The sequence below is a fragment of the Qipengyuania qiaonensis genome (assembly GCF_019711515.1).
GTDB lineage: Bacteria > Pseudomonadota > Alphaproteobacteria > Sphingomonadales > Sphingomonadaceae > Qipengyuania > Qipengyuania qiaonensis.
In genome coordinates this window covers 133,410-158,268 of record NZ_JAIGNO010000001.1, presented here as the reverse complement: position 1 = coordinate 158,268, position 24,859 = coordinate 133,410, and the positions used below count along the sequence as shown (strand labels likewise).

Annotated in this window: 29 protein-coding genes and 1 tRNA gene; 2 read left to right on the top strand and 28 right to left on the bottom strand. The window is 62.7% G+C overall.

Translation table 11 applies throughout. From position 1 onward, the window contains the following. Window positions 1–78 precede the first annotated feature (78 nt). Window positions 79–1,563, top strand: coding sequence for an AMP nucleosidase (locus K3174_RS00795; protein ID WP_345719553.1), 1,485 nt, complete (start codon window positions 79–81; stop codon window positions 1,561–1,563). Between the two features lie 26 nt (window positions 1,564–1,589). Then, window positions 1,590–2,363, top strand: a complete 774-nt coding sequence (locus tag K3174_RS00790; protein ID WP_221554935.1) for an SDR family NAD(P)-dependent oxidoreductase — start codon at window positions 1,590–1,592, stop codon at window positions 2,361–2,363. A gap of 16 nt (window positions 2,364–2,379) precedes the next feature. Here the strand turns inward: K3174_RS00790 and K3174_RS00785 are convergent, their stop codons facing one another. The 28 genes from K3174_RS00785 to K3174_RS00650 all read right to left on the bottom strand — a co-directional run bounded on the left by K3174_RS00785 (window position 2,380) and on the right by K3174_RS00650 (window position 24,835). Then, window positions 2,380–3,027: an NrsF family protein gene (locus tag K3174_RS00785; protein WP_221554934.1), complete on the bottom strand. Its 648-nt coding sequence runs from the start codon at window positions 3,025–3,027 to the stop codon at window positions 2,380–2,382. A 4-nt stretch (window positions 3,028–3,031) separates the two neighbouring features. Then, a complete protein-coding gene (locus K3174_RS00780) occupies window positions 3,032–3,556 on the bottom strand; it encodes a sigma-70 family RNA polymerase sigma factor (RefSeq protein WP_221554933.1) in 525 nt (174 codons plus the stop codon). Continuing rightward, window positions 3,557–4,279, bottom strand: coding sequence for a cytochrome c biogenesis CcdA family protein (locus tag K3174_RS00775; protein WP_221554932.1), 723 nt, complete (start codon window positions 4,277–4,279; stop codon window positions 3,557–3,559). Between the two features lie 10 nt (window positions 4,280–4,289). Further along, the gene (locus tag K3174_RS00770; RefSeq protein ID WP_221554931.1) at window positions 4,290–4,688 is read right to left on the bottom strand and encodes a thioredoxin family protein; all 399 of its coding nucleotides are present in this window, start codon (window positions 4,686–4,688) and stop codon (window positions 4,290–4,292) included. A 155-nt stretch (window positions 4,689–4,843) separates the two neighbouring features. After that, window positions 4,844–5,611, bottom strand: a complete 768-nt coding sequence (locus K3174_RS00765; RefSeq protein ID WP_221554930.1) for an SIMPL domain-containing protein — start codon at window positions 5,609–5,611, stop codon at window positions 4,844–4,846. A gap of 67 nt (window positions 5,612–5,678) precedes the next feature. Next, window positions 5,679–6,584, bottom strand: coding sequence for a 30S ribosomal protein S6--L-glutamate ligase (gene rimK / locus K3174_RS00760; protein ID WP_221554929.1), 906 nt, complete (start codon window positions 6,582–6,584; stop codon window positions 5,679–5,681). After that, window positions 6,581–7,045 (bottom strand): ATP-dependent zinc protease family protein, encoded by a 465-nt coding sequence (locus K3174_RS00755; RefSeq protein ID WP_221554928.1) that lies wholly within the window; start codon window positions 7,043–7,045, stop codon window positions 6,581–6,583. Before K3174_RS00755 ends, rimK begins: the two co-directional genes overlap by 4 nt. After that, window positions 7,042–8,058: a beta-propeller fold lactonase family protein gene (locus K3174_RS00750; protein ID WP_345719552.1), complete on the bottom strand. Its 1,017-nt coding sequence runs from the start codon at window positions 8,056–8,058 to the stop codon at window positions 7,042–7,044. The genes K3174_RS00755 and K3174_RS00750 overlap by 4 nt, the downstream gene beginning before the upstream one ends. After that, the gene (locus K3174_RS00745; RefSeq protein ID WP_221554926.1) at window positions 8,052–9,896 is read right to left on the bottom strand and encodes a M2 family metallopeptidase; all 1,845 of its coding nucleotides are present in this window, start codon (window positions 9,894–9,896) and stop codon (window positions 8,052–8,054) included. Before K3174_RS00745 ends, K3174_RS00750 begins: the two co-directional genes overlap by 7 nt. Window positions 9,897–9,968: 72 nt before the next feature. Next, complete coding sequence (locus K3174_RS00740; protein ID WP_221554925.1) at window positions 9,969–10,724, bottom strand: alpha/beta fold hydrolase; 756 nt, start codon at window positions 10,722–10,724, stop codon at window positions 9,969–9,971. Next, window positions 10,721–11,164 carry a GFA family protein gene (locus K3174_RS00735; protein WP_221554924.1) on the bottom strand — a complete coding sequence of 148 codons (444 nt, stop codon included), beginning with the start codon at window positions 11,162–11,164 and terminating at the stop codon, window positions 10,721–10,723. The genes K3174_RS00740 and K3174_RS00735 overlap by 4 nt, the downstream gene beginning before the upstream one ends. Continuing rightward, window positions 11,161–11,616: a GFA family protein gene (locus K3174_RS00730; protein ID WP_221554923.1), complete on the bottom strand. Its 456-nt coding sequence runs from the start codon at window positions 11,614–11,616 to the stop codon at window positions 11,161–11,163. Before K3174_RS00730 ends, K3174_RS00735 begins: the two co-directional genes overlap by 4 nt. Continuing rightward, on the bottom strand, window positions 11,613–12,260 hold the full coding sequence (locus K3174_RS00725) for a 2-hydroxychromene-2-carboxylate isomerase (protein ID WP_221554922.1): 648 nt from the start codon (window positions 12,258–12,260) through the stop codon (window positions 11,613–11,615). Before K3174_RS00725 ends, K3174_RS00730 begins: the two co-directional genes overlap by 4 nt. A 25-nt stretch (window positions 12,261–12,285) precedes the next feature. Next, on the bottom strand, window positions 12,286–12,840 hold the full coding sequence (locus K3174_RS00720; RefSeq protein WP_221554921.1) for a hypothetical protein: 555 nt from the start codon (window positions 12,838–12,840) through the stop codon (window positions 12,286–12,288). Further along, window positions 12,837–13,862, bottom strand: a complete 1,026-nt coding sequence (locus tag K3174_RS00715; protein WP_221554920.1) for an aspartate-semialdehyde dehydrogenase — start codon at window positions 13,860–13,862, stop codon at window positions 12,837–12,839. Before K3174_RS00715 ends, K3174_RS00720 begins: the two co-directional genes overlap by 4 nt. Before the next feature lie 85 nt (window positions 13,863–13,947). Continuing rightward, a complete protein-coding gene (locus K3174_RS00710) occupies window positions 13,948–15,135 on the bottom strand; it encodes an APC family permease (protein WP_221554919.1) in 1,188 nt (395 codons plus the stop codon). Next, entirely contained in the window at window positions 15,132–17,360 is a 2,229-nt protein-coding gene (locus K3174_RS00705; RefSeq protein WP_221554918.1) for a S9 family peptidase, read from the bottom strand. The genes K3174_RS00710 and K3174_RS00705 overlap by 4 nt, the downstream gene beginning before the upstream one ends. 318 nt (window positions 17,361–17,678) lie before the next feature. Next, window positions 17,679–18,047, bottom strand: a complete 369-nt coding sequence (gene rplS, locus K3174_RS00700) for a 50S ribosomal protein L19 (RefSeq protein WP_247711795.1) — start codon at window positions 18,045–18,047, stop codon at window positions 17,679–17,681. Window positions 18,048–18,060: 13 nt separating this feature from the next. Further along, on the bottom strand, window positions 18,061–18,915 hold the full coding sequence (gene trmD, locus K3174_RS00695) for a tRNA (guanosine(37)-N1)-methyltransferase TrmD (RefSeq protein WP_221554917.1): 855 nt from the start codon (window positions 18,913–18,915) through the stop codon (window positions 18,061–18,063). Beyond that, window positions 18,912–19,112, bottom strand: a complete 201-nt coding sequence (locus K3174_RS00690) for a hypothetical protein (RefSeq protein ID WP_221554916.1) — start codon at window positions 19,110–19,112, stop codon at window positions 18,912–18,914. Before K3174_RS00690 ends, trmD begins: the two co-directional genes overlap by 4 nt. A gap of 114 nt (window positions 19,113–19,226) precedes the next feature. After that, window positions 19,227–20,180 (bottom strand): carbon-nitrogen hydrolase family protein, encoded by a 954-nt coding sequence (locus tag K3174_RS00685; protein ID WP_221554915.1) that lies wholly within the window; start codon window positions 20,178–20,180, stop codon window positions 19,227–19,229. A 22-nt stretch (window positions 20,181–20,202) separates the two neighbouring features. Continuing rightward, window positions 20,203–21,033 (bottom strand): TIGR04222 domain-containing membrane protein, encoded by an 831-nt coding sequence (locus K3174_RS00680; protein WP_221554914.1) that lies wholly within the window; start codon window positions 21,031–21,033, stop codon window positions 20,203–20,205. Continuing rightward, window positions 21,033–21,587, bottom strand: a complete 555-nt coding sequence (locus K3174_RS00675; RefSeq protein WP_221554913.1) for a glycine-rich domain-containing protein — start codon at window positions 21,585–21,587, stop codon at window positions 21,033–21,035. The genes K3174_RS00680 and K3174_RS00675 overlap by 1 nt, the downstream gene beginning before the upstream one ends. Window positions 21,588–21,593: 6 nt before the next feature. Beyond that, window positions 21,594–22,082 carry a ribosome maturation factor RimM gene (gene rimM / locus K3174_RS00670; RefSeq protein WP_221554912.1) on the bottom strand — a complete coding sequence of 163 codons (489 nt, stop codon included), beginning with the start codon at window positions 22,080–22,082 and terminating at the stop codon, window positions 21,594–21,596. 9 nt (window positions 22,083–22,091) lie between these two features. Further along, complete coding sequence (rpsP, locus tag K3174_RS00665) at window positions 22,092–22,583, bottom strand: 30S ribosomal protein S16 (RefSeq protein ID WP_221554911.1); 492 nt, start codon at window positions 22,581–22,583, stop codon at window positions 22,092–22,094. Window positions 22,584–22,617: 34 nt separating this feature from the next. Further along, complete coding sequence (ffh, locus tag K3174_RS00660; protein ID WP_221554910.1) at window positions 22,618–24,102, bottom strand: signal recognition particle protein; 1,485 nt, start codon at window positions 24,100–24,102, stop codon at window positions 22,618–22,620. A 222-nt stretch (window positions 24,103–24,324) separates the two neighbouring features. Then, window positions 24,325–24,400: transfer RNA gene (locus K3174_RS00655), tRNA-Ala, on the bottom strand. Between the two features lie 90 nt (window positions 24,401–24,490). Beyond that, complete coding sequence (locus tag K3174_RS00650; RefSeq protein ID WP_221554909.1) at window positions 24,491–24,835, bottom strand: TIGR02300 family protein; 345 nt, start codon at window positions 24,833–24,835, stop codon at window positions 24,491–24,493. Window positions 24,836–24,859: the final 24 nt, after the last annotated feature.

Below are 24,859 nucleotides of genomic sequence, written 5' to 3'. Positions count from 1 at the left end.
GAAACGAACACGACAAGGGCGCGGCGGCTTCGGCTACCGCGCCCTTTTTGTAAGAACCGCCCGCGCCCCCTATGTGGGGTGGCGACGCGAAACGTAAAACAACAAGAGGCAGGAGCAACGCCCATGGAATCCATCGAACAAACTCTCGACCGGCTCGAGAAAATCTACAACGCAGCGGTCGAAAGACTGCGCGAAGACGTCATCGCCTTCGGACGCGAACGCGTATTGCCGGCGCCGGAAAGGCGCAGCGATGGCAGCTATGCCTATCCCGAACTGCGCCTGCGCTTTCGCGGCGGCGACCAGCCCGAGGACCGCAACCGTGCCTTCGGCCGCCTGAACGCGCCGGGCCTCTATACGACCACGGTGACGCGCCCGGCTTTGTTTCGCGACTATCTGCGCGAACAGCTCGAGCTGATCCACGAGAATTACGAGGTCGAGCTGGAAGTCGGCTCCTCCAAGCAAGAAATCCCCTTCCCCTACGTCCTCGATGGCGAGGCCGGTGCGGAGCTGGTTGGCGTCGACCCCAATTTGATTGCGCGGCATTTTCCCTCGACCGAACTGGCCGATATCGGCGACGAGCTGGCCGACGGAATTGTGCTCGAAAATGTCGAGGATCCGATCCCGCTATCGCTGTTCGACGGGCTGCGCACCGACTTCAGCCTGGCACGCCTCGCCCACTACACCGGCACCAATACGGAGCATTTCCAGCGCTTCATTCTGTTCACGAACTATCATCGCTATGTCGATGAATTCGTTGACTGGGCGGGTTCGCAGTTAGGCTCTAACGGATACACCGCGCTGGCGGGCGCTGGCGGTCTGATGCTGACCGAGAAAACGGACAATGCCAGAGCACAATTGTCCGACACCGCATGGCGGCGGCACCAGATGCCTGCCTACCACCTCGTCGGCCCGAACCGCGAAGGCATTACGCTGGTCAATATCGGTGTCGGTCCATCCAATGCAAAGACGATCTGCGATCACCTCGCCGTGCTGCGTCCCGAGGCGTGGCTGATGATCGGCCACTGCGGCGGTCTGCGGCCGAGCCAGAAGATCGGCGACTACGTGCTCGCCCACGCCTATCTGCGCGACGATCACGTGCTCGATCCGGTACTGCCGCCGGAAATACCCCTGCCCGCCATCGCCGAGGTCCAGCAGGCTCTTGCCGGCGCGGCAGAGCGTGTATCGGGCGAACATGGCGCGGATCTCAAGAAGCGCATGCGCACCGGTACGGTGGTCACGACCGACGATCGCAACTGGGAACTGCGCTACACCAGCTCGGCGCACCGCATGAGCCTCAGCCGCGCGGTCGGCGTCGATATGGAAAGCGCCACGATCGCCGGTCAGGGGTATCGCTTCCGGGTCCCCTATGGCACGCTTCTCTGCGTCTCGGACAAGCCGCTGCACGGCGAGATCAAGCTGCCCGGCCAGGCCAATGCCTTCTACGAGGAAGCCATTGCGGCGCACCTTCAGATCGGCGTGACGGCGTGCAAGTTCCTGCGCGAAGAGGGGCCCCGGCTCCACAGTCGCAAACTGCGCGCTTTCAACGAACCGCCGTTCCGCTAAGTTTTCTCCCGAACAGGGAGAGATGGATGACAGATACACCCGACCGCTCGCGTTCCATCGCGGGCCGTGTGGCGATCGTGACGGGCGCTGCAAGCGGCATGGGCCGCGCTACGGCGAGGCTCTTCGCAGCCGAGGGAGCCAAGGTGGCGGTGACCGATCTCGACCTTGCGGCCTGCGAGGAGGTCGCTCGCGAATGCGGCACCGATGCGCGGGCATTTGCGCTCGATGTCGGCGACAGGGGAGCGGTCGCCCGCACCGTGGCCCGGATCGCCGAGGATTTCGGCCGGATCGACATCCTCGTGAACAATGCCGGCGTCTCGAGTTTCTGTCCGCTCGACGATGGCGACGCCTATGAAGAAATCTGGCACCGGGCGATCGCGGTCATGCTGACAGCTCACCAACGCATGGTGCGCGCCGCCCTGCCCCACCTGCGTCAAAGCGATGCGGCGCGGGTCGTCAACATCGCCAGCACCGAAGGTTTGGGCGCGACACCCGGAGATACGCCCTACGTCGCGGCGAAGACAGGAGTTACCGGGCTCACCCGCGGTCTCGCCGTCGATCTCGGCCCGGAAGGGATCACAGTTAATTGCATCTGCCCGGGCCCGATCAGCACCGCAATGACGCAAGCGGTGCCGGACGAACACAAGGTCATCTTCGCCAAGCGCCGGACCGCACTAAAACGATATGGGGAGCCGGAGGAAGTGGCCCATATGACGCTGTCTCTGGTCCTGCCCGCAGCGAGCTATATCACCGGTGCGGTGATTCCCGTCGACGGGGGATTGATGGCCCGCAATGCGTAGTTCACCGGATGATTGATCACCACCGCAGATTGCGCGGCACCACAAGGCGGCCGACCACGGCGGATATGACCACTGCCAGGCCGTACCACAACGCGGCATAGTGAACCGAACTGCTCGAGCAGCCGAGGTTGTAGACAAAGGTGCCCAAGGCGCCCGCCGCCAGCCCCGTCAACCAGCCTGCGCGATCCGGTTCGGTAACGGCACCGCGGCGTAGCCATGCAGTAAGCGCGCTGCCGATCGCCAAAGCACTCGTCAGGCTGATGCCGAGGCACCAGGCGGCGCTCGACGCACTAAATATCCACGTCGGGAAAGGCGTTCCTCCGAGAACGAGAGCAAGGCTGGTAACGGGGAACAGCAGGGCCGCTGCGACCGTCCAGCGCCAACCATCGCGGCGCGAGCCGACGCCCGGCGAGGAACTGGCAATCACAGCCCAGGCCGCCGCCACTCCCATCAGCAGCAACGCGCCCGAGCGTAGCAGCACGATTTCGGAAGGATGCAGCGCAGCCACGTCGGGCCGCAAGCCGAAGATTGGCGCGGTAACGGCAAACGCCAGCAGTGTCGCCGCAGCGACGACCAGCAGCCCGGTCCGGGCCTTGGCCCGGCGTACCGGAGCAAGGTCGGCAACCAGGCTATCGATCTGACTGCTCGTTGCGGTACTAATCATTACTCTATTCGCTTTCGACATTTGCAGCGAGCTTCTTGAGCCCGCGATGGATATTGACCTTCACCAGCGATTCCGATTGCCCGGTGCGCCCGCTGGCCTCGGCGATCGTCAACCCTTCGATCTTGACGAGGCGGATCGCTTCCGCCTGCCCCTCGGACAGTCGCGCCAGCATCCGGTCGATGCTGATCCGCGCGATCACTTCGGCTTCGTGGTCCCCTTCCGAAAGAGTTTCGTCGAGCTCGCTTTCCGCGCGGCGATAGTTGCGCCGCAACCGATCGACCCACCGGTAGCGCGCAATTGCCGCCAACCAGGGAAGAAACGGGCGCGACGGATCATAGGTGGCACGCTTGGCGTGAACCGACATCAGCGTCTCCTGTACAAGATCGTCTGCTCCCGCCGGATCGATGCGACCGCGATAAAAGCCCGCCAACCACGTCCGGCTATAATCGAGCACTGCGCGATAGGCTTCGGCATCGCCGCTCTGCGCCTTTCCCATCAACGCCGACATTGTCGTATCGTCGGGTCGCATTCAGAACCTCGTGGTCAGTTCGATCAACCAGGCAGGACTTGCCTGAACCAGTGCGGCTTCGAGCAGCTTGTCGAGTCCGGTGAGAACGATTGCACCGGCCACGATCATGCCGCCACCGAGGAGCAGCTTGCCGGTACGGCCTGCCGTGCCAAGACCTTCTCGCAGCCTTGCCATCTGCGGGCGTAGCACGGTGCCAAGCAGCAACAGGGGAACAGCAGCACCGATGCCGAAGACCAGCATGGTAAGTGCCACCGCGCCGAGTTGCTCGCCTTGGCTCGCCAGCAGCGTAGCCGCGCCGAGCGTGGGTCCGACGCACGGGCTCCAGACTGCGCCGAGCAGGAGCCCGAGGCCGAACTGGCCGCCCAGCCCGCTCGAATCATGTGCATCGCTCCGGCGAGCGCCCCAGTCGGCAATCGGTCCCATTGCTGTCTGTACAGCATACTGCGCGCGCGGCACGACGAGAAGTATTCCGAACACAATCAGGAGCCCCGCCGAAACGGTTCGGAACAGATTCGGATCGAGCCCCAGCGAAAAGCCGATGGTCGCTACGAAAAGCCCGACGAGCGTGAACGACAGTGCAAGCCCACCCGCCAGCGCCGCGGGGCCGTAGCGATGCTCGCCCGCCGAAGCGCCGAACACCAGCGGCAAGATCGGCAGCACGCAGGGATTCAAAAAGGTCAGAATCCCGGCGAGCAGTGCCGCGGCGAGAGCGAGCAGGTCCACAGCCAAGTCCTTAGCCGTGTGTCGAAGCGATGAGGGTGGCGATCGACTTGGCGTCGGTCGAACCGAGCAGGCGACCGGTCTCTCGCTCGCCATTGAAGGCGATCAAGGTGCTTTGCTTGGTCACGCGGAACTGGCGCTGCGCTGCCTTCTGCTTGTCGAAATCGAGCTTGAAGACGACGAGATCCTTGTTCGCAGGATCGCCCGCGGCCTGTTCGATGAGCGGCTGCTGGCGTGCGCAGACTGGGCACCATGAGGCATACACATCGATCAGGATCGGGCGCCCTTCCTTCTGCGCGGCGGCAAAGGCGGCATCCGAATAGGGCTTGAAGTCGGCGGCATAGGCTGGCTGGACGATAGCAACGGTCGCCAGACCGGCTATTGCCAAACCGAGATAGCTGGTTGTGCGCATGTGGTATTCCTCTTGGATCGCGACCACTCCGAAATGGCGGTCGTTTTCCAATTCGCCGGTACTCAGGCCAAGGTTACAGTCAGCCCCGCGCTTGATCCGAACCGGCTGTGCCGCGCGCTATTTGCAATGCAATCGGGAGCGAATACCAGGCCCGATCAGCGCGGTTCCAGCGCGAAATCGACCCAGATCGTGACCTGCTGCTGCATTTCGCCAACCTCGACCGCAGTCACCGCCATTGGCGGCGGCGGGGGTGGAGGAGGTGCTCCGGCTCCACCAATGCGTGAACCGGTAACGATGATCGGTTCGTAATTGGCCGAACGTTGCCGCTCGCTGACGCGCAACACCCTTACCACGCGCATGTCGAACGCGGCTGCATAAGCTTCCGCTTCCGCCTTGGCCTCCACCACGGCGTCATTGCGCGCTTCCGCTACCGCATCGGTATCGTCTTCGAGCGAGAAGTACGGCCCGCTCACATTGTTCGCGCCGGATTCGAACAGTACGGTCAACAAATCGGATGCCTTCTCGACATCGCGCACACGAACGGTGACCGAATTGCGCGCCTGATAGCCTGTTATTGCAGGCGGTTCTCCACCCTGCCGATCGTAATTGAACTGTGGATCGAGGCTGACGCTCTGGGTCTGGATATCGCGCGCCGGGACGCCCGCTTTCTTCAACGCGGCGACAACCTCGCTCATCGCCCGGGCATTGCTGTCCGCCGCCTCGCGCGATGTGGTCGCGAAAGTTACCACTCCGCCGGTCAGACTGGCCTGATCGGGTGCGACATAGCTTTGCCCGATCGACTGGACTTCCAGCAGGGTCTGGTTAGGCGCAAGGATCTCCAGCGCCGTGCTCGCTGTCGGCGTCTGTGCCGTAGCTGCAGTGGAACAGAGGAATGTGCTGGCGAGAAGCAGAGCGGTGCGCATGCAGGAAATCCCTGATGTTGCTGGATAATCGCCCAACGCGCCATTTTCGCCCCGGGTTCCCACTGGATTATCCCTTTCCCTTGGTCTTGGTCCTGCCGTCCCTGGCGCTCTTTGCGACGAAATCGATAATCATCCCGGCGATGTCCTTCCCGGTGGCGTTCTCGATCCCCTCCAGTCCGGGCGAACTGTTCACCTCCATGATCACCGGTCCGTGATTGGATCGCAGCATGTCCACGCCGCACACATTCAGCCCCATACGCTTGGCCGCGCGGACGGCGGTACTGCGTTCCTCCGGCGTGATCTTGATCAGCTGGGCACTGCCGCCGCGATGCAGATTGCTGCGGAAATCGTCGGGCGCGCCGGTACGCTTCATCGCAGCGACTACCTTGCCGCCCACTACCAGCGCGCGAATGTCGGTGCCGCCTGCTTCCTTGATGAATTCCTGCACCAGGATGTTAACATTGGCGCCGCGAAATGCTTCGATCACCGACTTGGCGCTGCTCATCGTCTCGGCGAGGACGACGCCGATGCCCTGCGTACCCTCCAGCAGCTTGATCACCACCGGCGGCCCCTTGACCGCCTTGATGATCTCTTCGGCCTGCTTCGGATCGTTGGCATAGGCGGTCAGCGGCAGCCCGAGCCCGTGCTTGGCAAGGATCTGCATCGAACGCAGCTTGTCGCGACTGCGCCCGATCGCGACGCTCTCGTTCAGCGGCCAGCAGCCGCGCATCTCGAACTGCCGCAGGATCGACAGGCCGTAATTGGTGATCGACGCACCGATGCGCGGGATTACCGCGTCGTAGCCCACGCATGGTTCGCCGTTATAGTAAACCTCGGGCCTGTGGCTGGCGATATGGACGGTGCAGCGCGTGGTGTTGAGGATATCAAATTCGTGCCCGCGTTCCTCCGCCGCCTCCTTTAGTCGCTGGTGCGAATAGAGGTTGGGGTTGCGCGCCAGCATAGCGATTTTCATGGTTTGTGGCCTTTCTTGACCTTCATTTCCGGCGTCTGCAGCCAGGAATAGCCGCTGTCCACGACAAAGCGACGACGGAGCGATGAACGGCCGATCAGCATAGGAAATCGCATGTCGCGGCGGTCCGCAAGGCTTATCTCGGCGCGAAATTCGACCTCGCCGATCCGGAGCGGCGTCTTGATCACATAGCGTCGCTGCGTTTCGCCGTTCGAACTGGTAATGCCGCGGATATCGACATGCACCGCCTCGCACACCTGACGCACATGCTGCCGCTCGAAATCTACGGCAAATCGCACGAACTTTTCGCCGTCACGCTCGAATTCCTCGAGCACCGTTCCGTGTAGCGAGGACGTGCGCGCGCCCGTGTCGATCTTGGCGGGAACTGCATGCAGACCGAGTTCCGGCAGGTGGACCAGCTCGCGCCAGCCCACAGCAGGAAGGTCCTTCGGCTTCTTGCTCATTCGATGATGGCTATTCCATCGCCCCCGCCTTCACCCGGCAGGCGGCGCAGCACGCGTCCGCTGGCGAAGTCGACTTCGGCTATCGTATTGGCGGTGGTTTCCGCAACATAGATGCGCTCGCCATCGGGCGAGAACAGGATCGTCACCTGCGTCTTCGCCTCGGCGTCGGCCGGGCTGGAAACAGCAATGCTGCGCACGACCTCGCCGGTGACGGTGTCGATCACACTGAGCCCGCCATCCGCAAGATCGGAGGTCACGGCATAATCGCCCTGCGGCCGTAGTGTAATGCGAAGCGGGAAGTTGCCGGTTTCGATCCGCTGGCGCACTTCGAGCGTTTGCGGGTCGAGCATGAAAGCGGCATCCGATCCGCGCGCCGATACCCACAGGGTCTCGCCATCGTCCGAAAGCCAGATGCCCTCGGGCTCCTCGCCAATTTCGACAGATTGCGGGGCGCGTCTGGTCTTCAAGTCGATCAGGCTGACGGTCCTCGATCCGAGATTGGTCGTCCAGGCGTGATTGCCGCTGGGAGCTACTGCCAGCATATGCGTGCCCTGCTGGCCGGAACCGTATTCGAACGTCTCTGCTGTACCCAGCGGGTCACGTATCCAGAAGATCGACTGGCGGCCCTCGGCGGTCGCGTAGAGATCGCCATTGGTGTGCCATACGATCCCGTGCGGACGTGCATTCTCGCCGAGATCAATACTCGTAATCTTGGCGAGGTCCGAAGTCCGGAAGATATCGACTGTCTGCCCACCATAGCAGGCAAGCGCGACATGCGTGTCATCCGGCGAGGTCGCTAGCTCGTGCGGATTGGCGCAACTCTCAACCGTCACGACGGCCTCGCCGCTGGCGAGATCGACCTTCGATAGCAAATTGCCGAACTTGCCGGCGACGAACAGCGCACCGGATACGTTGCTGGCAACGGGCGGCGCTGCGGCGTCTCCCTCCCCCGTCACAGGCGCGCAGGCGACCGCAAGCGGGAGAGCGAGAAGCGAGGCGAAGCGGCTTACCACCCTTCGGTCTTTCCCGCGTTCTGTTCGTCGAGCCATGCCTTGAGCGGGGCGAAGTACTCGACCATTGCCTTGCCGCTCATCTGCCGCTCGCCGGTGAAAGCCTCCAGGGCGTCGGGCCAGGGCCTGCTGGCACCCATTTCGAGCATGGCGTTGAGGTTCTTGCCCACCTCCTCATTGCCATAGAACGAACAGCGATGCAGCGGCCCTTCCCAGCCAGCCTGATCACAAGCCGCCTTGAAGAACTGGAATTGCAGAATCCGCGCGAGGAAATAACGGGTGTAGGGCACATTGCCCGGGACGTGGTATTTCGCACCGGCATCGAACTTCGTCTCGTCGCGTTCGACCGGCGGCGTGATACCTTGATATTCGAGCCGGAGATCGTTCCAGCCCTTGTTCAGCTGCTCGGCCGGTATGGATCCGTCGAACAGTCCCCAGCGATAGCGATCGACCATCAGGCCGAACGGCAGGAAAGCGACCTTGTCCATCGCCTGACGCAGCAGCAGGCCGATATCCTTGTCGGCCCCTGGCACCTGACTTTCGTCGAGCATGTCGATCTGCACGAGATATTCAGGTGTGATCGAGAGAGCGACCATGTCGCCGATCGCCTCGTGGAAGCCGTCATTGGCGCCGTTGAGATACAGAAAATCTTGCTTGTTGTAGGCGCGCTGGTAGTAGTTGTGGCCGAGTTCGTGATGTATGGTCACGAAGTCGTCGGCATTCTTCTTGATGCACATCTTGATGCGCAGATCGTCGACATTATCGACATCCCACGCGCTGGCGTGGCAGACCACTTCGCGGTCCTGCGGCTTCACGAACTGGCTACGATCCCAGAAGGTGCCGGGCAGCGGCGCAAAGCCGAGCGAGGAGAAAAACTGCTCGCCGGTCCTGACCATCTGGATTTCGTCGAGGCCCTTCTGCGTAATCAGCTCGGTCAGGTCATAGCCGATATCACCGGCCCCCGCGGGAGCGACGAGCGGGTAGATATTGCCCCATTCCTGCGCCCACATATTGCCCAGCAGGTCGGCGCGGATCGGGCCTGTCGCTGGCTGCACTTCGTCGCCATACTTCTCGTTGAGCTTGCTGCGGACATAGGTGTGCAGCGCCATGTAGAGCGGCTTCACTTCCTGCCACATCCGCTCCGTTTCTGCGGCGAACTGGTCCGGGTCCATATCGTAGTTCGAGCGCCACATTGCGCCGAGATCGGCGAAGCCCAGCTCTTTGGCGCCCTCATTGGCGATCCCGGTCATGCGTAGATAATCGTCCCGCATCGGCGCACCGACACTGTCGTGCCAGCTCGCCCACATTTCCGCAAGCTCGGCCGGAGTGCGTTCGAGATTGCCCATCTCGGCCTCGATATCGCTGCCGCTGATTTCTTTGCCGTTCAGCGTCCCTTTGCCCTTGCCGTACTGGCTGTTGAGACTGGTCGCGATCTCGTTGAGTTCGGTCGCGGCGCCAACGCGCACCGGGGCGGGCATGACGATGCCGTTGCGCAGGATATCGAGCTTGCGCGCGACTTCGGGGTCGAGCCCCTGGACCTGTGCATATTTGGCCGCTTCGTTGGCGTAGCGGACCGACATTTCGGTCGCTTCGGCGCCGTATTTGGCGGCCAGCGCGTCGGTATCGTCGATGATATAGGTGGAGTTGATCCAAGAAACTCGCGCATACTCCACGCCGAAATCTGCCATTTCCTTCTCGACCATGGCAACCCAGTCGGCCGCTCCTTGGGCCGTCAGCGGATGCGCGGCGGCGGTTTCGGGCGGGGCTTCATAAAGTTCGGCAAGCGCAGGGCTGGCGAGCGACATGGCAAGGGCAGAAAGCGCGACGGAAGCGAATTTCATACAAGTCCTCTCGGGAATTAATCTGCTATCTGGTTTCACGTGGTACCGGATTGCACCTGCAGTCACGGTTAATCAAGCTGTCTTCCCCAGCCATTTCGCGATGGCCTGCCCGAGATCGGGCTTGGTCACGCTACCCATATGCGTGCCCGGCACTTCGACGAAATCGGCATCGGGGAGGAGCGCGGCCAATTCCTCCGCCGAACCATTGTCCCGATCCTCGTCGCCACACACCACCAGCGTCGGCATGGCGATGTTGCCGAGCAGCGCGAGATCGAGATCGGGCATGGTGTCGAGCAGCAGGCGCGCAGCGACACGGTCGACACCCTGCGACTTGAGGAACTGCATCGAGAAATAGTCCGGATCGCCGCGCGGAATTTCGTCGAACTTGTCGATCACGCGGCGGAACTTGGCTGCCCGGCGATGCCATTCGCCGAGGCCTGCCGTGCCCATCCCGCCGACGACAAGATGCCGAGGCGCGAGCACGCCATGCGCCGTGGCGTGAAGCGAAGTGCGCGCACCGAGCGAGAACCCGCCCAGGTCGTAATCCTCAAGGCCAAGATGGTCGATCAACGCCGCCACGTCGCGGACGAGCACGTTCGTCGGGTATTTCTCCGGATCGTGCGGGGCCTCGCTCTCGCCGTGGACGCGGAAATCGAGCATCAGCACTTCGACGCCCTGCTCGGCGATCGCCTCGTGGTGGCCCCACTTGATCCAGTTCATCTGCGCGCTGGAAAAGAGCCCATGCAGCAGCACGAAAGGCCTGCCCGCGCCATGGCGATGCAAGGCCAGCCGTGTCCCATCGAAGCTGTCGAAGAATTCGGTATTCATTCGGGAACCTCGCCCGTCGCGTCGATCCATCGCTGGCTGAGAGCTGCGTGTTCGCTCAGCGATATCCGCTTCAGTTCGGACGTGTCGATCCAGACCTCATGGATTTTCTCGGCAGCGAAATGCCAGTGCGGTTCAATCCCGTAAGGCTCGTCGAGACTGCCAACCGTGATGTCCATATTCTCACCCTCGTTGAATGCGAAACCGAGCGGGGTGCCGCATTTGCGGCAGAACGGCCGGCGCGCGATCGGCGAGCTTGCATACCAGTCCGGCTCGCTCTGCCATTCCATGTCCGACTTGGGGAGGCCGACGAAGGCGATCGAAACGCCGCCGGTCGCGCGTTGGCACATGCGGCAATGGCACAGATAGGCCTGCTCCGGGTCGATCTGCGCCGTATAGCGCACGGCGCCGCATTGGCAGCCGCCGGTCATCTCCTGCTTCATCGTGATGCTATCCCTACAAGAGAGATCCACTCCTCGTTCGTTTGCGGTTGTTCGTCCATCGCCTTTGCATTGGCCGGCAGACCGATCCAGGGCTGCTTGCTCGTCACCCAGAGATGCGCGGCGGGGACGATGGACGCGCTTTCGTCGAGCGTTCCGCAGCGCAGGCTCGCCATACCTTCCCGCCTATCGTTGACCGCGTAGATGCGCGATTTGCATTGGGCGCAACCGAAGATGCGCGAATGTGCGCCGCTGGGCTGGTCGTATTCGCCCACATCCATCTCGCCAGTGAGATCGAGATCGGCCAGCGCAAACAGCATATGTTCGCTGAAAGCCGTCCCCGTGCGGCTCTGGCAGTCGGTACAATGGCACGCATAAGGATTCAGCCGAAAACCCTCGCGCAAGGTGTAGCGCACTGCGCCGCACAGGCACCCGCCGGAAAGTTCGCCCTTCATCGTCTGGAAAGTCCCTTCTGTTCCAACCGCCAGCGCACCATCTCGATGCGATCCTGCCCGAAGAACGGCTCGCCATCGATTACCAGCGTCGGCACGCCCCAGTGACCAGCTACTTCGAGCGCGTTCTGATTCGCTGCGATTTCGGCATCGAGCTCCTCGCCCTGTGCGTCGATTTCCGCTTCGATCTCTTCCGTGACCAGCCCCGCCCGCGCCATGGCCCCGGCCAGATGTTCGCCCTCGTGCCAGTTTTCCTGTCCGCCCCAGATAAGCTGTCCCGCCTCATGCGCGAAGACGAGGCCTCCACCGCGCCGTGCCGCCGCCTGCCCCATGCGAGTGATACGGCGGATATAGGGCTGCTCGGCCGCAATCTCGTGCGTCGCCGGGTTCTGGACGATCGGATCGGGACGCGGAGGACCGAAGGGAATGCCGTGGAACTGCGCCACACGCATCATGTCGCGGACCGTGTAGGCCATCCAGTTGGGGTGGTTGCGTTCGAAGAAATCGGGTTGCCGGATGGCCAGCGGATAGACCGGCCTCAGGGCAATCTCGAGATCGTACTCCTCGGCCAGCGCGCGGTATCGCCCGACCGCCAGATAGCTGTAGGGCGAACGGAAGCTGAAATAGAGTTCGGCAGTCAGGGTCACGCTGCCCTTATACGCACCGGGCGCCCTAGCGGAAGAAGCAGCTCAACCCTGCCTGCAGCGCCGTCACTGCTGTTCCGTCCTCGGCAAAGCCGGTAATCGTCCCATAATCCGCGGTAGTGTATTCGAACTCGCCATCCAGCGCCGTATCGAGTTGGCGCACCGGCCGTTCGAGCTTGAGACTTTCCAGCGTGGTCACCCCTGGCCGCACACCATCCGTCGTCGCCACGCCTGCGCCCTCCCGGAGGAACCAGCCGCGGAATTCGCCATCCATATAGGCGATCTGGAGCGGCCCGAACTGGCTGAAATCCATGGGCCCGGCGCCGCACTCTTCATTGCTGGATTTCTCGGGCATCGATCCGAAAGCCTTCTCGACGGTCGCATCGACCTCTCGCCGGGGAGCCCCAAAGCGGAATAGATCAGTGCCCTTCGCGCCGAGGCCGTTGGCATCGACCACAACCTTTACGTCACCGGGCTCGACTTTGGCCGGAGCCGCAGTCTCGACGGGCTCAGGCGCGGTTTCGGACTGGCCGCAAGCGGCAAGCACCAGCGGCAGGACGATGAGAATGCTTTTCCGGATCATCCCTTCTTAAGACATTCGCGCCCGAGGAGTTCCGCGATCTGCACCGCGTTCAGCGCCGCGCCTTTGCGCAGATTGTCCGACACGCACCACAGCGTGATGCCGTTGTCGACCGTCGGATCGTCGCGCACGCGGCTGACATAGGTGGCGCTGTCGCCAGCGCTTTCGACGGGCGTGACGTATCCTTCGTCCTCGCGCTTGTCGATCAGCATGATGCCGGGCGCCTCCCGCAATATTTCCTGCGCCTGTTCTGCGGAAAGTTCGTTCTCGAACTCGATATTCACCGCTTCAGAATGGCCGACGAAGACCGGAACGCGCACGCAGGTGGCGTTGAGTTTGATCTTGGGGTCAAGTATCTTCTTGGTCTCGACCATCATCTTCCACTCTTCCTTGGTCGAACCGTCATCCATGAACACGTCGATATGCGGAATGACGTTGAAGGCGATCTGCTTGGTGAATTTCACCGGTTCGATCGGATCGCCGACGAAGATCGCCCGGCTCTGCTGGAAAAGCTCGTCCATGCCGGCTTTGCCCGCGCCGGAAACCGACTGATAGGTCGAAACCACCACCCGCTTGATCGTTGCCGCATCGTGCAACGGCTTGAGCGCCACGACGAGCTGGGCAGTCGAACAGTTCGGATTGGCGATGATGTTGCGCTTCTTGTACTCGTGGATCGCATCCGGGTTCACCTCGGGCACGATCAACGGCACGTCCGGATCCATGCGATAGAGCGAACTATTGTCGATCACGATGCAGCCGGCGGCCGCCGCCTTGGGCGCGTATTCCTTTGCCGGGCCGCTGCCAGCGGCAAACAGGGCGATGTCCCAGCCCGCCCAGTCGAAATGCTCGATATTCTGGCATTTGAGCATTTTGCCAGTGTCGCCGAACTCGACTTCGGTGCCATGCGAGCGGCTGCTGGCGACCGCGGCCACCTCGTCGCAGGGGAACTCGCGCTCGGCGAGAACCATCATCATTTCACGACCGACATTCCCGGTCGCGCCGACCACGGCAACACGATAACCCAATTCAACGTCTCCACTTCGAGTGCGCCGCCGAAATAGCGATTACCTGCGCCCCCGCAAGCGCACATTCGATTGGGAGCGGTAAAGCTCAGACCAGCCCGGCGAAATGCGCCAGCAGGACCAACAGCGCTCCGAACGCGCCGATTGTGCCGAGCAAGGTAATCCAACGCCTTCCGACATTTTCTTTCAGAGCAAGCGCATTGAGCGTACCGAACACCAGCAGGAACACGACACTCGCGCCGCTTACCAGCCCATCCAGCCCGCCGAGCACGGCGAGAGTCAAAGCCAGCACAGCGAGCGCCAGGACCGCCCATTGCGGCGAGCCATGGCTGTTGCGGCGACCAAGACGTTCGGGCAGCGCGCCGTCCTCGGCGACCTCGCGCGCGAGCCGGGCGGAGGAGAACAGGGTCGCATTGATCGCGCTTGCCGTCGACAACGCCGCCGCGATCGTCACGAGGACCAGGCCGGGTTTTCCCAAAGCGGCCTGCCCTGCCTGAGACAGAGCTATCTCGCCATCATCGATCACGGCCTGCGTCCCGGTCAACATCGGCACGGCCAGCGCAACGAGCACATAAATGATGGCGGCGCTACCGACAGCCAGCGGCATGATCCGTCCCATCACACGCTTGCGATCCTTCATCTCGTCATAGTCGTAGGCGACGAGCTCGAAGCCCTCGTAAGCCATGAATACGCTAGCCGCGCCGACGACCACACCGAGAATCCCCGGCTGAGAGGGTATCTCGAGCTTGCCGGCGTCGAACTGCGACAGACCGAAAGTGGCAAGGCCTGCAAGGATAGCCAGCTTGATCGCGACGATGGCGATCTCAATCCCCGCCGCCTGCCCTGCGCCGCGCAAATTGATCGCAGTCATCGACAGGATGGCGAATGCGGCCATCCCCTGCGGCAGCCACGCCGGTCCATCGACTGCGCGTCCGACATAGGCACCGAAGGTATAGGCATAGACCGCGCATGTCAGGACATAGCCGGCCAGCAGCACCCAGGCCGACCATTCGGCAAGCGTTTTGTAGTGCAGGTCGCGCAGGAAGCTGTAAATGCCACCGGGCTCGTCGCGATCGATCGTGAGCGCAGCAAGGCTGTGCCCGGTGGCATAGGCGACAAGGCCGCCAAGGATGAAGCTCAATGCGGCCCAGTGACCAGCGCTCGAGATGACCACGCCGAGCGTGGAGAAAATTCCGCCGCCGACCATCCCTCCGACGGCGATAGCCCAGGCAGCGGGCAAGCCGAGCGTTCCCGTGCTGTCGCCCCGGCCGGTCATTCGGGGGGCGTTACCCCATGGCTTTCGAGAAAGCGGAATACGGTGTTGTAGCGATGTGGCGAAATCCGCTCACCCGAAACGCGGTGGGTATAGCCGGGATAGAGCATCATCTCGAACGGCACGTTCGCTTCCTGCATGGCAGAGATGACCTCGGTCGCGTTCTCGAACACGACATTGTCGTCGGCCATGCCGTGGATGATCAACAGCGGATCGGCAATCTTGGCCGCATCGGGAATAGCACTGGCCGCTTCATAGGCCGCGCCGTCGGCTTGCGGGGTGCCCATGTAACGCTCGGTATAGTGGGTGTCGTACAATTCCCAACGCGTAACCGGCGCGCCACTGATGCCTGCGGCAAAGAGGCCGGGATCGGCCTGGAGCTGCTTCAGCGTCATGTAGCCGCCATAAGACCAGCCATCGATGGCGATCTTGTCCGGATCGACGAAATCGAGCGTCTTGAGATATTCCGCACCGGTCTTCTGGTCGCGCACCTCGACGCCGCCCATGGCGCGGTAGATCGGCTGTTCGAACGCGACGCCGCGATTGGCGCTGCCGCGATTGTCGAGCGCGAACCAGATATAGCCCTTGTCGACGATCGCCTGCCGCAAGGCGCCGTCCCAGCCCTTGTTCACGACCTGCGGTCCCGGCCCGCCATAATGGTAGAAATAGACCGGATAGCGCTTGCCCGGCTCTAGTTCGGGTGTGACCATTTCCCAGTGAAGCGGAGTGCCGTCTTCTGCTTCGATCGTGCCATACTGCGTCGGGCGATGGCTGGCGAGGAAAGGCGTGTATGGATGGTCGGCATCCAGGGCGTTCTCCTCGACCCATAGCTGGATCGCTCCGCCTTCGAGATCTGCGAGATAGGTCTGAGGCGGATGATCATCCTTCGAGCGGGTCACCAATAGGGATTTGCCCGAGCGATCCATGGTGCCGCTGGTCTGCCACCCACCATCGGTGACACGTACAGGATCGCCCCCGTGGTTCAGATCGACCGTGTAAATCTGTTGCGCGAGATCATCTTCGAATGTGCCGGAAAAATAGGCAAGGCCCCGCTCCTGGTCGACGCCGAGCAGTTTGGTGACGACCCATTTGCCTTCGGTCAGTTGATCCCACTCACCATCGGTCCAGCGATAAAGATGTCCAAAACCGTCTCGCTCGGACCACCAGATCAGGCTCCCGTCGTCGAGCCATTTGTAGTTGTCGGACAGGTTGATCCAGTATTCTTCCATCGCCGCGCGTTCGGTAAACAGCACTTCGCTCTTTCCTGTTGCGGGATCGACCGCGAGCATATCGAGAACAGTCTGCTCGCGGTTCTGGCGCTGGACATAAAGCGTGCGTCCGTCCGGTGCCCAGTCGACACGCGCAAGATAGATATCCGTCTCTTCGCCAAGATCCACTTTCACCCGGCTCTTGCCATCCGGGTCCAGCACGAAGAGTTCGACCACCGCATTGGCACTGCCGGCAACCGGATAGCGCTGGTCGAAGACCTTAGTGCCGGTCGCACCGATAGCCGCACGCGTGACGATCCCGACCATACTCTCGTCGAAACGCTCGACCGCGATACGGTTGTCGTCGGGGCTCCACCAATATCCGGTGTGGCGGCTCATTTCTTCCTGAGCGACGAACTCCGCCTCGCCCCAGCGGATCGCCTCGCCCTCCTTCGGGGTGATCGGTTGCGCATCGGCGCCAACCTCGCCGACCCAGAGCTGGCGGTCGCGCACGAAGGAAACATGACGCCCCTTGCTGCTGAGCGCCGGATTGAGTTCGCTTTCCTCGGTATCGGTCAGCCGCACCACATCGCCGCCCAGTCGCGCAAGATAGAGGTCACCGTCGAGCGGGACCAGCACGCCCGTACCATCCTCGGTCCATTGATAGTCGATAATGCCCCTTAGATTGCCCACTCGCGCACGCTCGCGCTGCATCTTCTCGTCTTCGGACAGTTCACGGCCCGTGCCCAGCGCTTCGCTGTCCACCAGCATCGCCCACTCGCCCGTTTCGCGGTCATAGGCCCACAGATCGTAACGCTCACGGTCGTCCTCGCGGTTGCGCAGCAGGGTCAGGTATCGACCGTCGGGCGACAACTTCACCGCGCGCGGCGTCGGCCCATCCAGACCGGGCGACGCGAAAACGCGCTCGAAGGTGAGATCGGCAGTTTCGCTCATCGCATGGTCGTCCGCAAGCGCGGGTACCGCGAGGAGGAGCGTGAGGGCAGGGAAAAGTCGAAGCATGGCAAGCGATTGGTCCTGTCGGCAGATGTTGCGCGGACCCTATACGCCTTGCGCCTGGCTGCAAGGTGGGAAGTTTGGGTCACACGAAGACACGAAGGCGCGAAGAAGAAAAGATTGCGGCGAAGCCGCTTTATCCACACTGCTCGCGCTCTGGCTGATGGTTTGAAATTGAAAGCGGCTTCTCCGCAGGCAGTCCATCTTTGTGGCTTCGCGTCTTCGTGTGAGAAAATCCAGAGCCGTCCCAGCCAGCTTTCCGGCGCACGAAAAAAGGGCGCGGCAGTTGCCCGCCGCGCCCTCATTATCCCGTCTTGCGAAAGCTTATGCCTTGGGTGCGTTGTCCCGGCGTTCGGCGATGCGGGCGCGCTTGCCGGTACGGCCACGCAGATAGTACAGCTTTGCGCGACGCACGACGCCGCGGCGGACCACGGTGATGCTGTCGACGATCGGCGAGTAGAGCGGGAAGACGCGTTCCACGCCTTCGCCAAAGCTCATCTTGCGCACGGTGAAATTGCTGTTGATCGAACGGTTCGAACGAGCGATCACGACGCCTTCGAACATCTGCACACGCTCACGCGTGCCTTCGATGACCTTCACGCCAACACGAACGGTGTCGCCGGCGCGGAATTCCGGGATGTCCTTCCCGAGGTTCTCGACGGCTTCCGCCTCGAGCTGCTGAATCAGGTTCATGGAACCGTATCCTTCAATCTTCTCGCCGCGCGCCAGAGGCAGGTCGGTCCCGAGCGTCACTGTAACGCCCCCAAAGGTCCGGCCTGCGTAACCGTGTGTCTTCCTCGCTCCTCGCCTTGCGCCAGGCAGCGATTTTCGCATGATCCCCCGATCGCAGCACTTCAGGGATCGTGCGCCCTTCCCATTCCTGAGGTCGGGTATATTGCGGGTATTCGAGAAGGCCGTCCTCGAACGACTCCTCATGCCCGCTTGAAGGCGCGCCCATTACTCCGGGAAGCAGCCGAATGCAAGCGTCGAGAATCGCGAGCGCGGCGGGCTCTCCGCCCGAGAGGACGATATCGGCCAGGCTGATCTGCTCGATCCGCGGATAGCGCTCGAACAGCCGCTCGTCGAAGCCTTCGAACCGGCCGCAGATGATGGTGACGCCAGGGCCTGCTGAGATCTCGCGGATGCGGGCCTGCGTGATGGGTTTGCCGCGCGGCGTCATGGCGAGGATGGGAACAGCCTCCCCAGCATGGGGAGGGGAACCAGACGAAGTCTGGTGGAGGGGCACGCGCGAACGCTTCGGTCCATCGAGGTCCGGAACGGCCGAGTGTGCCCCTCCACCGTCTTCGACGGTCCCCCTCCCCGTCGCGGGGAGGATACTATCGAGCGCAGCAGCCAGCACGTTGGGTTTGAGCACCATGCCCGCCCCGCCGCCCGCAGGCGTATCGTCGACTGTGCGGTGCCTGTCCGTCGCGAAATCGCGGATCTGGACCGTCTCGCACGACCAGTCCCCCCGCTCGAGTGCCCGCCCGGCGAGAGAAACGCCCAGCGGCCCGGGAAACATCTCGGGATAGAGAGTCAGGATGGTGGCGGCGAAGGTCATGACTTCGCGAACCGTTTGGCAACCACAACCCAACAGATAACGAAAATGATGAGGTAGGCAGGCAGCCCGAAGGCAAACGCGATCATCGCCCCGCTACCATCAAGACGATTTCCGGCCGCAAGTCTGGGTGCCAGACCAGCCAAATCGAGGCCATAGAGTGCCAAAAGCACTGCGATCACGGAAAGGGCGAATGCCATAAGGAAGCGAAACCTCTTTGGCGCACCCAGCAAATGCCGCGAAAGTAGGTCGGCGCCCAAGAATGCTGCCAACAGACCGCAGGTCAGAGGAACTAACAAAGGATCGCAACTGAGCTATCCATTCCACTCAATCCCATCCTTAGCCCGCGTATCGACCCGCAATTCGAACACATCGGGCCGCGAGTAGTGGCCATCGGTGTCGAGGCTGGCGAGGCCTTCCTCAATTTCGGCAAGGTCCAGTTCGGCAAACAGGATCTCCTCGCCCTCGCCTGCTTGCGCGATCACCCGCGCGTCGGGCGCGGCGATCAGCGAGCCTCCGCGATTAAGCACATCGCTCTCGATGGCCTCGATCAACTCGCGCCCTTCATCAGACCCGCCAGCCCGCCCCAGCCCATCGAGCACCTGCGCCTTCGTCTGCACCAGTCCCGCCGCCAGCACGAAGCACCGCCCCTCCATCGCATAGTGGCGGCTGGCCAGCGCATATTCCTCGCGCACGGTCGGCCAGGCGGCCACATGCACGCTCTCGCCAAGATTGTGCATCGCCGCGCGGGCAAGCGGCATCCAGTGCTCCCAGCAAATCAGCGAGCCGACGCTGCCCCACTCGGCCTGATGGACGCCAAGCGTCGAACCGTCGCCGCGCATCCACACCAGCCTCTCGCCATGGGTGGGGACGAGCTTGCGGTGATCGAGTACGGGCTGGCCGGGCCGGAAGGTCATCTGGTTGTTGTAGAGGCTGCGGCGCACCCGTTCATGCGCGCCGATGCCGATCACCGCGCCGCTTTCGTCGCACAGCTCCTGCAACGGCAGCAGCCGCTCGTCATTGGCGACCACCGCCTGTTCCAACAAGATGCGGTGCAGCGCCTTGGTACCCGGATAGTCCCACAAGGCAGCGCCAGGCGCCTCGTCGAGCCACAAGGGGTAGCCCCCGAGGAAAGTCTCGCCGAACGCGACGAGCTTCGCCCCACTTTCGATCGCTTCGCGCGCCAGCCGCACCGCCTTATCGATCCCATCGCCGATGGCGAGCGGAATCGGCGCAGCCTGAACGATAGCGACTGATAGCGAGTTCATTTCGGCCGCTTAGGCGCGCGCGCTACCCGCCGCAACCTCCACAGCCTCCGCCGCCGTCGCCACCACTGTCGCCGCCGCCATCCGAGGAATAGCCGCCACCCCCGTCACCGGTCGCAGACTGGCGCATGGCATGGAGCTGCGAATAGGGTGTCCCGGCGAGGATCGCAGTACCGAACAGCGCCACGCCCAGTCCGAGTTCGGAATTTGTCGGCGCCGATTTCAACCGGACCGACTGCTCACGCGCAGCGTCGAGCACGTTTTGCCCGGCACGCGTGCGCGGATCGAGTTTAAAGAAGCGCCACAGGGCGAGGATCCCGGTCAGCACCATCAGCATGGTCAGCAAACCGGTGGGCTCGCCCAAAGCTTCGCCCGCCGCACGCCGATACCAGCCGACCGCCAGCACCGCGAGGTAAGGCAAGGTCCCCGCCAGACGAAGCATCCAGCGGTCACCCCTGTCGATCAGCAGTTCGCGATCGATCAGACCGCGTTCAATATGCTCGGCATGAGGTTTGAGGGTCTTGAAAGCCTCGGTGATCCCGAATTCGCCCACCTGCCCACTAATCGCGCGCTCGGCCGCAGTCTCGCCAGCTCCCGCACGCGCGACGCGCAGCTTGTTTTTGCTGCCCTCTGTCAGCACACCCGACCCCAGCAGCCTGGCCAGAACCATCTCCGCGAAACGGCCGCCTCCAGCGGCCAGCACGGCAATTTCGGACGTATCGGTGACCCGCTGGTCACGCCCTTCGGCGCGGAGGAAATGCGGCATCCAGATGCCCGCCACCGCCGCCGCGGCGATCAGCGCGGCGTAGAACACCAGGAACTCGCTGCCCGAATAGCTCGAAAAACTCGTGACCATCAGCCACTCCCTGCAAGGAGCAGGGCGCCGACAAAGAGCAAGGCCCCTGCCATGAGTATGAGGATCACCCATATGCGTGACACGATCATGACATCCTGCGGATTGACCCGCACGCCCTTGGGGTCGACGAGGAACCGCCGCCGCGCAGTGGGCCAGATATCGGCCGGTGGCGGTTCGCCGAACATCTGCTCGTAGCTTTTCAGCGTAGCGGCATACTGATCGTAATAGCGCGTGCGTTCGGCCTGCCCGCCGGCGGTCGGCCCGTGGTGCAGCGGGGCGCCCAGGACTTCGGGGCAGAAATGCTCCCAATAGTCGCGGCTGTAGGTGAGGTGAAGGTGCCAGGCCTGATCGACCGCGTCGGATGGAGTGACCTCGTGCCCGGTCGCCACGGCGAGATAACAGAAGCGCTTGTATTCGCGCAGCACGCGGGCGGTGAAAGCGTGGCTCCAGCGGTTCTCGCGCGCGAGCCGTTGGGCAAAAGTCAGCGATGCATCGGAAGGGCCGATCTCATGGGCAGCTAGGCGCTGCCACAGGTTTGAGGCGACGGCGGACATCGCCGTCTATATATCCCGGAATGCCTCCGAAATCACTAACCGCTCATCATCCCAGGACGGCACGGCTTGTTCGGTCAATGGGACCATGAATTTTTTGCCGTCGGGTTTCTCTATCTCGACAATGTCGGTGGCGCCGAAATTCTCGACCGCGCAAACACGGCCGACAGGCTCGCCGGCATCGGTGACCACGGCCAGATTGAGCAGGTCGGAGAAGTAGAACTCCCCTTCCCCCAGCGCGGGCAAGGCGTTGCGGGAAACGGACAGGGCAGTGCCACGCAGCTGCTCCGCCGCGGTGCGATCCGACACCTCGGCAAAGCGCGCGATGGCACCGCCCTTGTTGTCGCTGCGTATTTTCGAGAGGGTCAGCGCGCCCTCATTGAAGCGCATCTTGAGCTTGAGGCCTTCCAGCCCCTCGCCGAACAGCTTCAGACGGACTTCGCCCGTCACGCCGTGCGCGCCGGTGACGGCAGCGAGCGTGACGGACTTGTCTTGCATCGAGAAGGCTTACTCGGCCTTTTCTTCGGCAGCTTCTTCAGCCGGGGCCTCTTCTGCGGGAGTTTCCTCTGCCGGGGCTTCTTCCGCCGCAGCAGCTTCTTCAGCCGGAGCTTCGGTTTCGGCCTGGGCTTCTTCCTCGGCAGCCTTGGCGGCTTCTTCGGCCTCGGCGATCTTGGCGGCCTTTTCCTCGGCGCGTTCCTTGGCGGCTTCGCCCGGTTCGCCCTTCTTCGGGTTGTTGCGCGGCGCGCGCTCGAGGATGCCGGCGGCATCGAGGAAGCGATGGACGCGGTCCGACGGCTTGGCGCCGACCGACAGCCAGTGGCGGGCGCGATCTTCGTTGAGCTTCACGCGCTCGCCCGAATCCTTGGCCAGCATCGGGTTGTAGGTGCCGATCTGCTCGAGATACTTGCCGTCACGCGCGGAACGCGAATCAGCAACGACGATACGGTAGTAGGGGCGCTTCTTGGCACCACCACGCGAGAGACGGATTGCAACTGCCATTTGATATTACCTTTCGAATATAAGCGTCTGAATTCTATTTCTTCTTGAGGAGTTCCTGGAGGTCCGGCGGGAGCTTGTTCGGGTCCACACCAGGACCCTTTCCGCCACCCAGACCGGGCATACCGGCCGGACCGCCAAGGCCCGGCATGGCAGCGCCCATGCCCCCGCCGCCGAACAGCGCGCCGAGGCCCTTGAGACCGCCCATTTTCTTGATCTGTTTCATTGCGCGGCCCATCTCCTGATGCATCTTGAGCACCTTGTTGACGGTTTGCACGTCGGTGCCCGAGCCTGCCGCGACACGCTTCTTGCGCTTGGCATTCATCAGTTCGGGGCGCTTGCGCTCCTTCGGCGTCATCGAACCGATGATCGCATCCATATGCAACAGCACGCGGTCATCCATGTTCGATGCCGCCATGGCGGCCTTGGCCTTCTTCATGCCCGGAAGCATGCCGGCGAGCATGCCCAGCCCGCCCATATTCTGCATCTGGCGTAGCTGCATGCGCAGATCTTCGAGATCGAACTTGCCCTGCGCCATCTTCTTCGCGAGCGCTTCGGCCTCGTCCTGCTTGATGGTTTCCGCAGCCCGCTCGACCAGCGACACGACATCGCCCATGCCGAGGATACGGCCCGCTACGCGCTTCGGATCGAACGCCTCGATCGCATCCAGCTTCTCGCCGGTGCCGGCAAACTTGATCGGCTTGCCGGTGACATAACGCATCGACAGCGCCGCACCTCCGCGTGCATCGCCGTCCATGCGGGTCAGCACAACGCCGGTCAGCGGCACTTCGCCGGTAAAGCTCTGCGCGACGTTGACCGCATCCTGCCCGGTCAGGCTGTCGACCACCAGCAGCACTTCGGTCGGTGCCGAAACGCTGGCAATGGCCTTCATTTCGGCCATCAGCGCTTCGTCGACATGCAGACGGCCCGCCGTGTCGAGCAGGAGCACATCGGCCGATTGCAGCTTGGCGCTTTCCATGGCGCGGCGAGCGATATCGACCGGCTGCTGGCCTTCGACGATCGGCAGCGTCGCGACTTCGACCTGCTCGCCAAGGACCTTGAGCTGTTCCTGCGCGGCCGGACGATTGACGTCGAGCGAGGCCATCAAGGCCTTCTTGCCGTGCTTCGCCTTGATCAGCTTGCCGAGCTTGGCGGTGGTGGTCGTCTTGCCCGAGCCCTGGAGACCGACCATCATGATAACGACCGGCGGCTTGGCGGCGAAGTTCAGTTCGCGATCCTTGGGATCGGCATCCTCGCCGCCGCCCAGCATGGCGGTCAGTTCGTCGTCGACGATCTTGACGACCTGCTGGCCGGGCGTGACCGACTTCAGGACTTCCGAACCGATCGCCTTTTCGGTGACTGCATCGATGAAACGGCGCACGACGGGCAGTGCGACATCGGCTTCGAGCAGCGCGATGCGAATTTCGCGCATCGCCTCGCGCACGTCGTTTTCCGACAGCGCGCCGCGCCCCTTCAGGCGATCGAAGACGTTACCTAGGCGGTCGGACAGATTGTCGAACATGCCTGCTTACTCCTTTCGAACTCTATCGAGCCCGAATAAACGCGAAAAACGCCGGCGGACGAGAACTCGTCGGCCAGCGTGGGGAATTCCCCGATGAAACCCAAACATTTGCCCGGGTGTGGTGGAAGCAAGCCGCGGCCGTCGCAACGGCCTGCTACCATCAAACCCTTCGCGTCTTATTGCCGGATGTCGGCTAAGGCCGTCAAACGGTAAATCCTGAAATGGTGGAGCCTAGCGGGATCGAACCGCTGACCTCTACAATGCCATTGTAGCGCTCTCCCAGCTGAGCTAAGGCCCCGAGCCATTTCAAACGGCGCACCCTGGGAGGCACGCCAGCCTTGCGGAGGCAGCCCTTTATGAGGCCACCCCGCGCAAAGCAAGCGAAAAATCAGCTCTCGTCGACGTCGTCGTCGTCGCCCTTGGACTTCGTCTCGACGCCGAGATCGTCGTCGCCGCCGAGGTCGACTTCGTTGTCCGGGGAATCGCCATCCTCGTCGATATCGATATCCAGATCGTCATCGTCGTCGCCACCCAGATCGCTATCCGCTTCGGCGTCTTTCTTCTTCTTGACTTCTTCCTCGGCCAGAATCGGTTGCTTCGACTTGAGCACCGGTTCCGGCGTCCACTCTTCACCGCATTCGATGCAGGTGACGGGATCTTCCTTGTTCAGATCGTAGAAGCGGGTGCCGCAGTTCGGGCAGGTCCGCTTGGTGCCCCATTCCGGTTTGACCATGTGTAATCCTTGGACTTGTCGCCC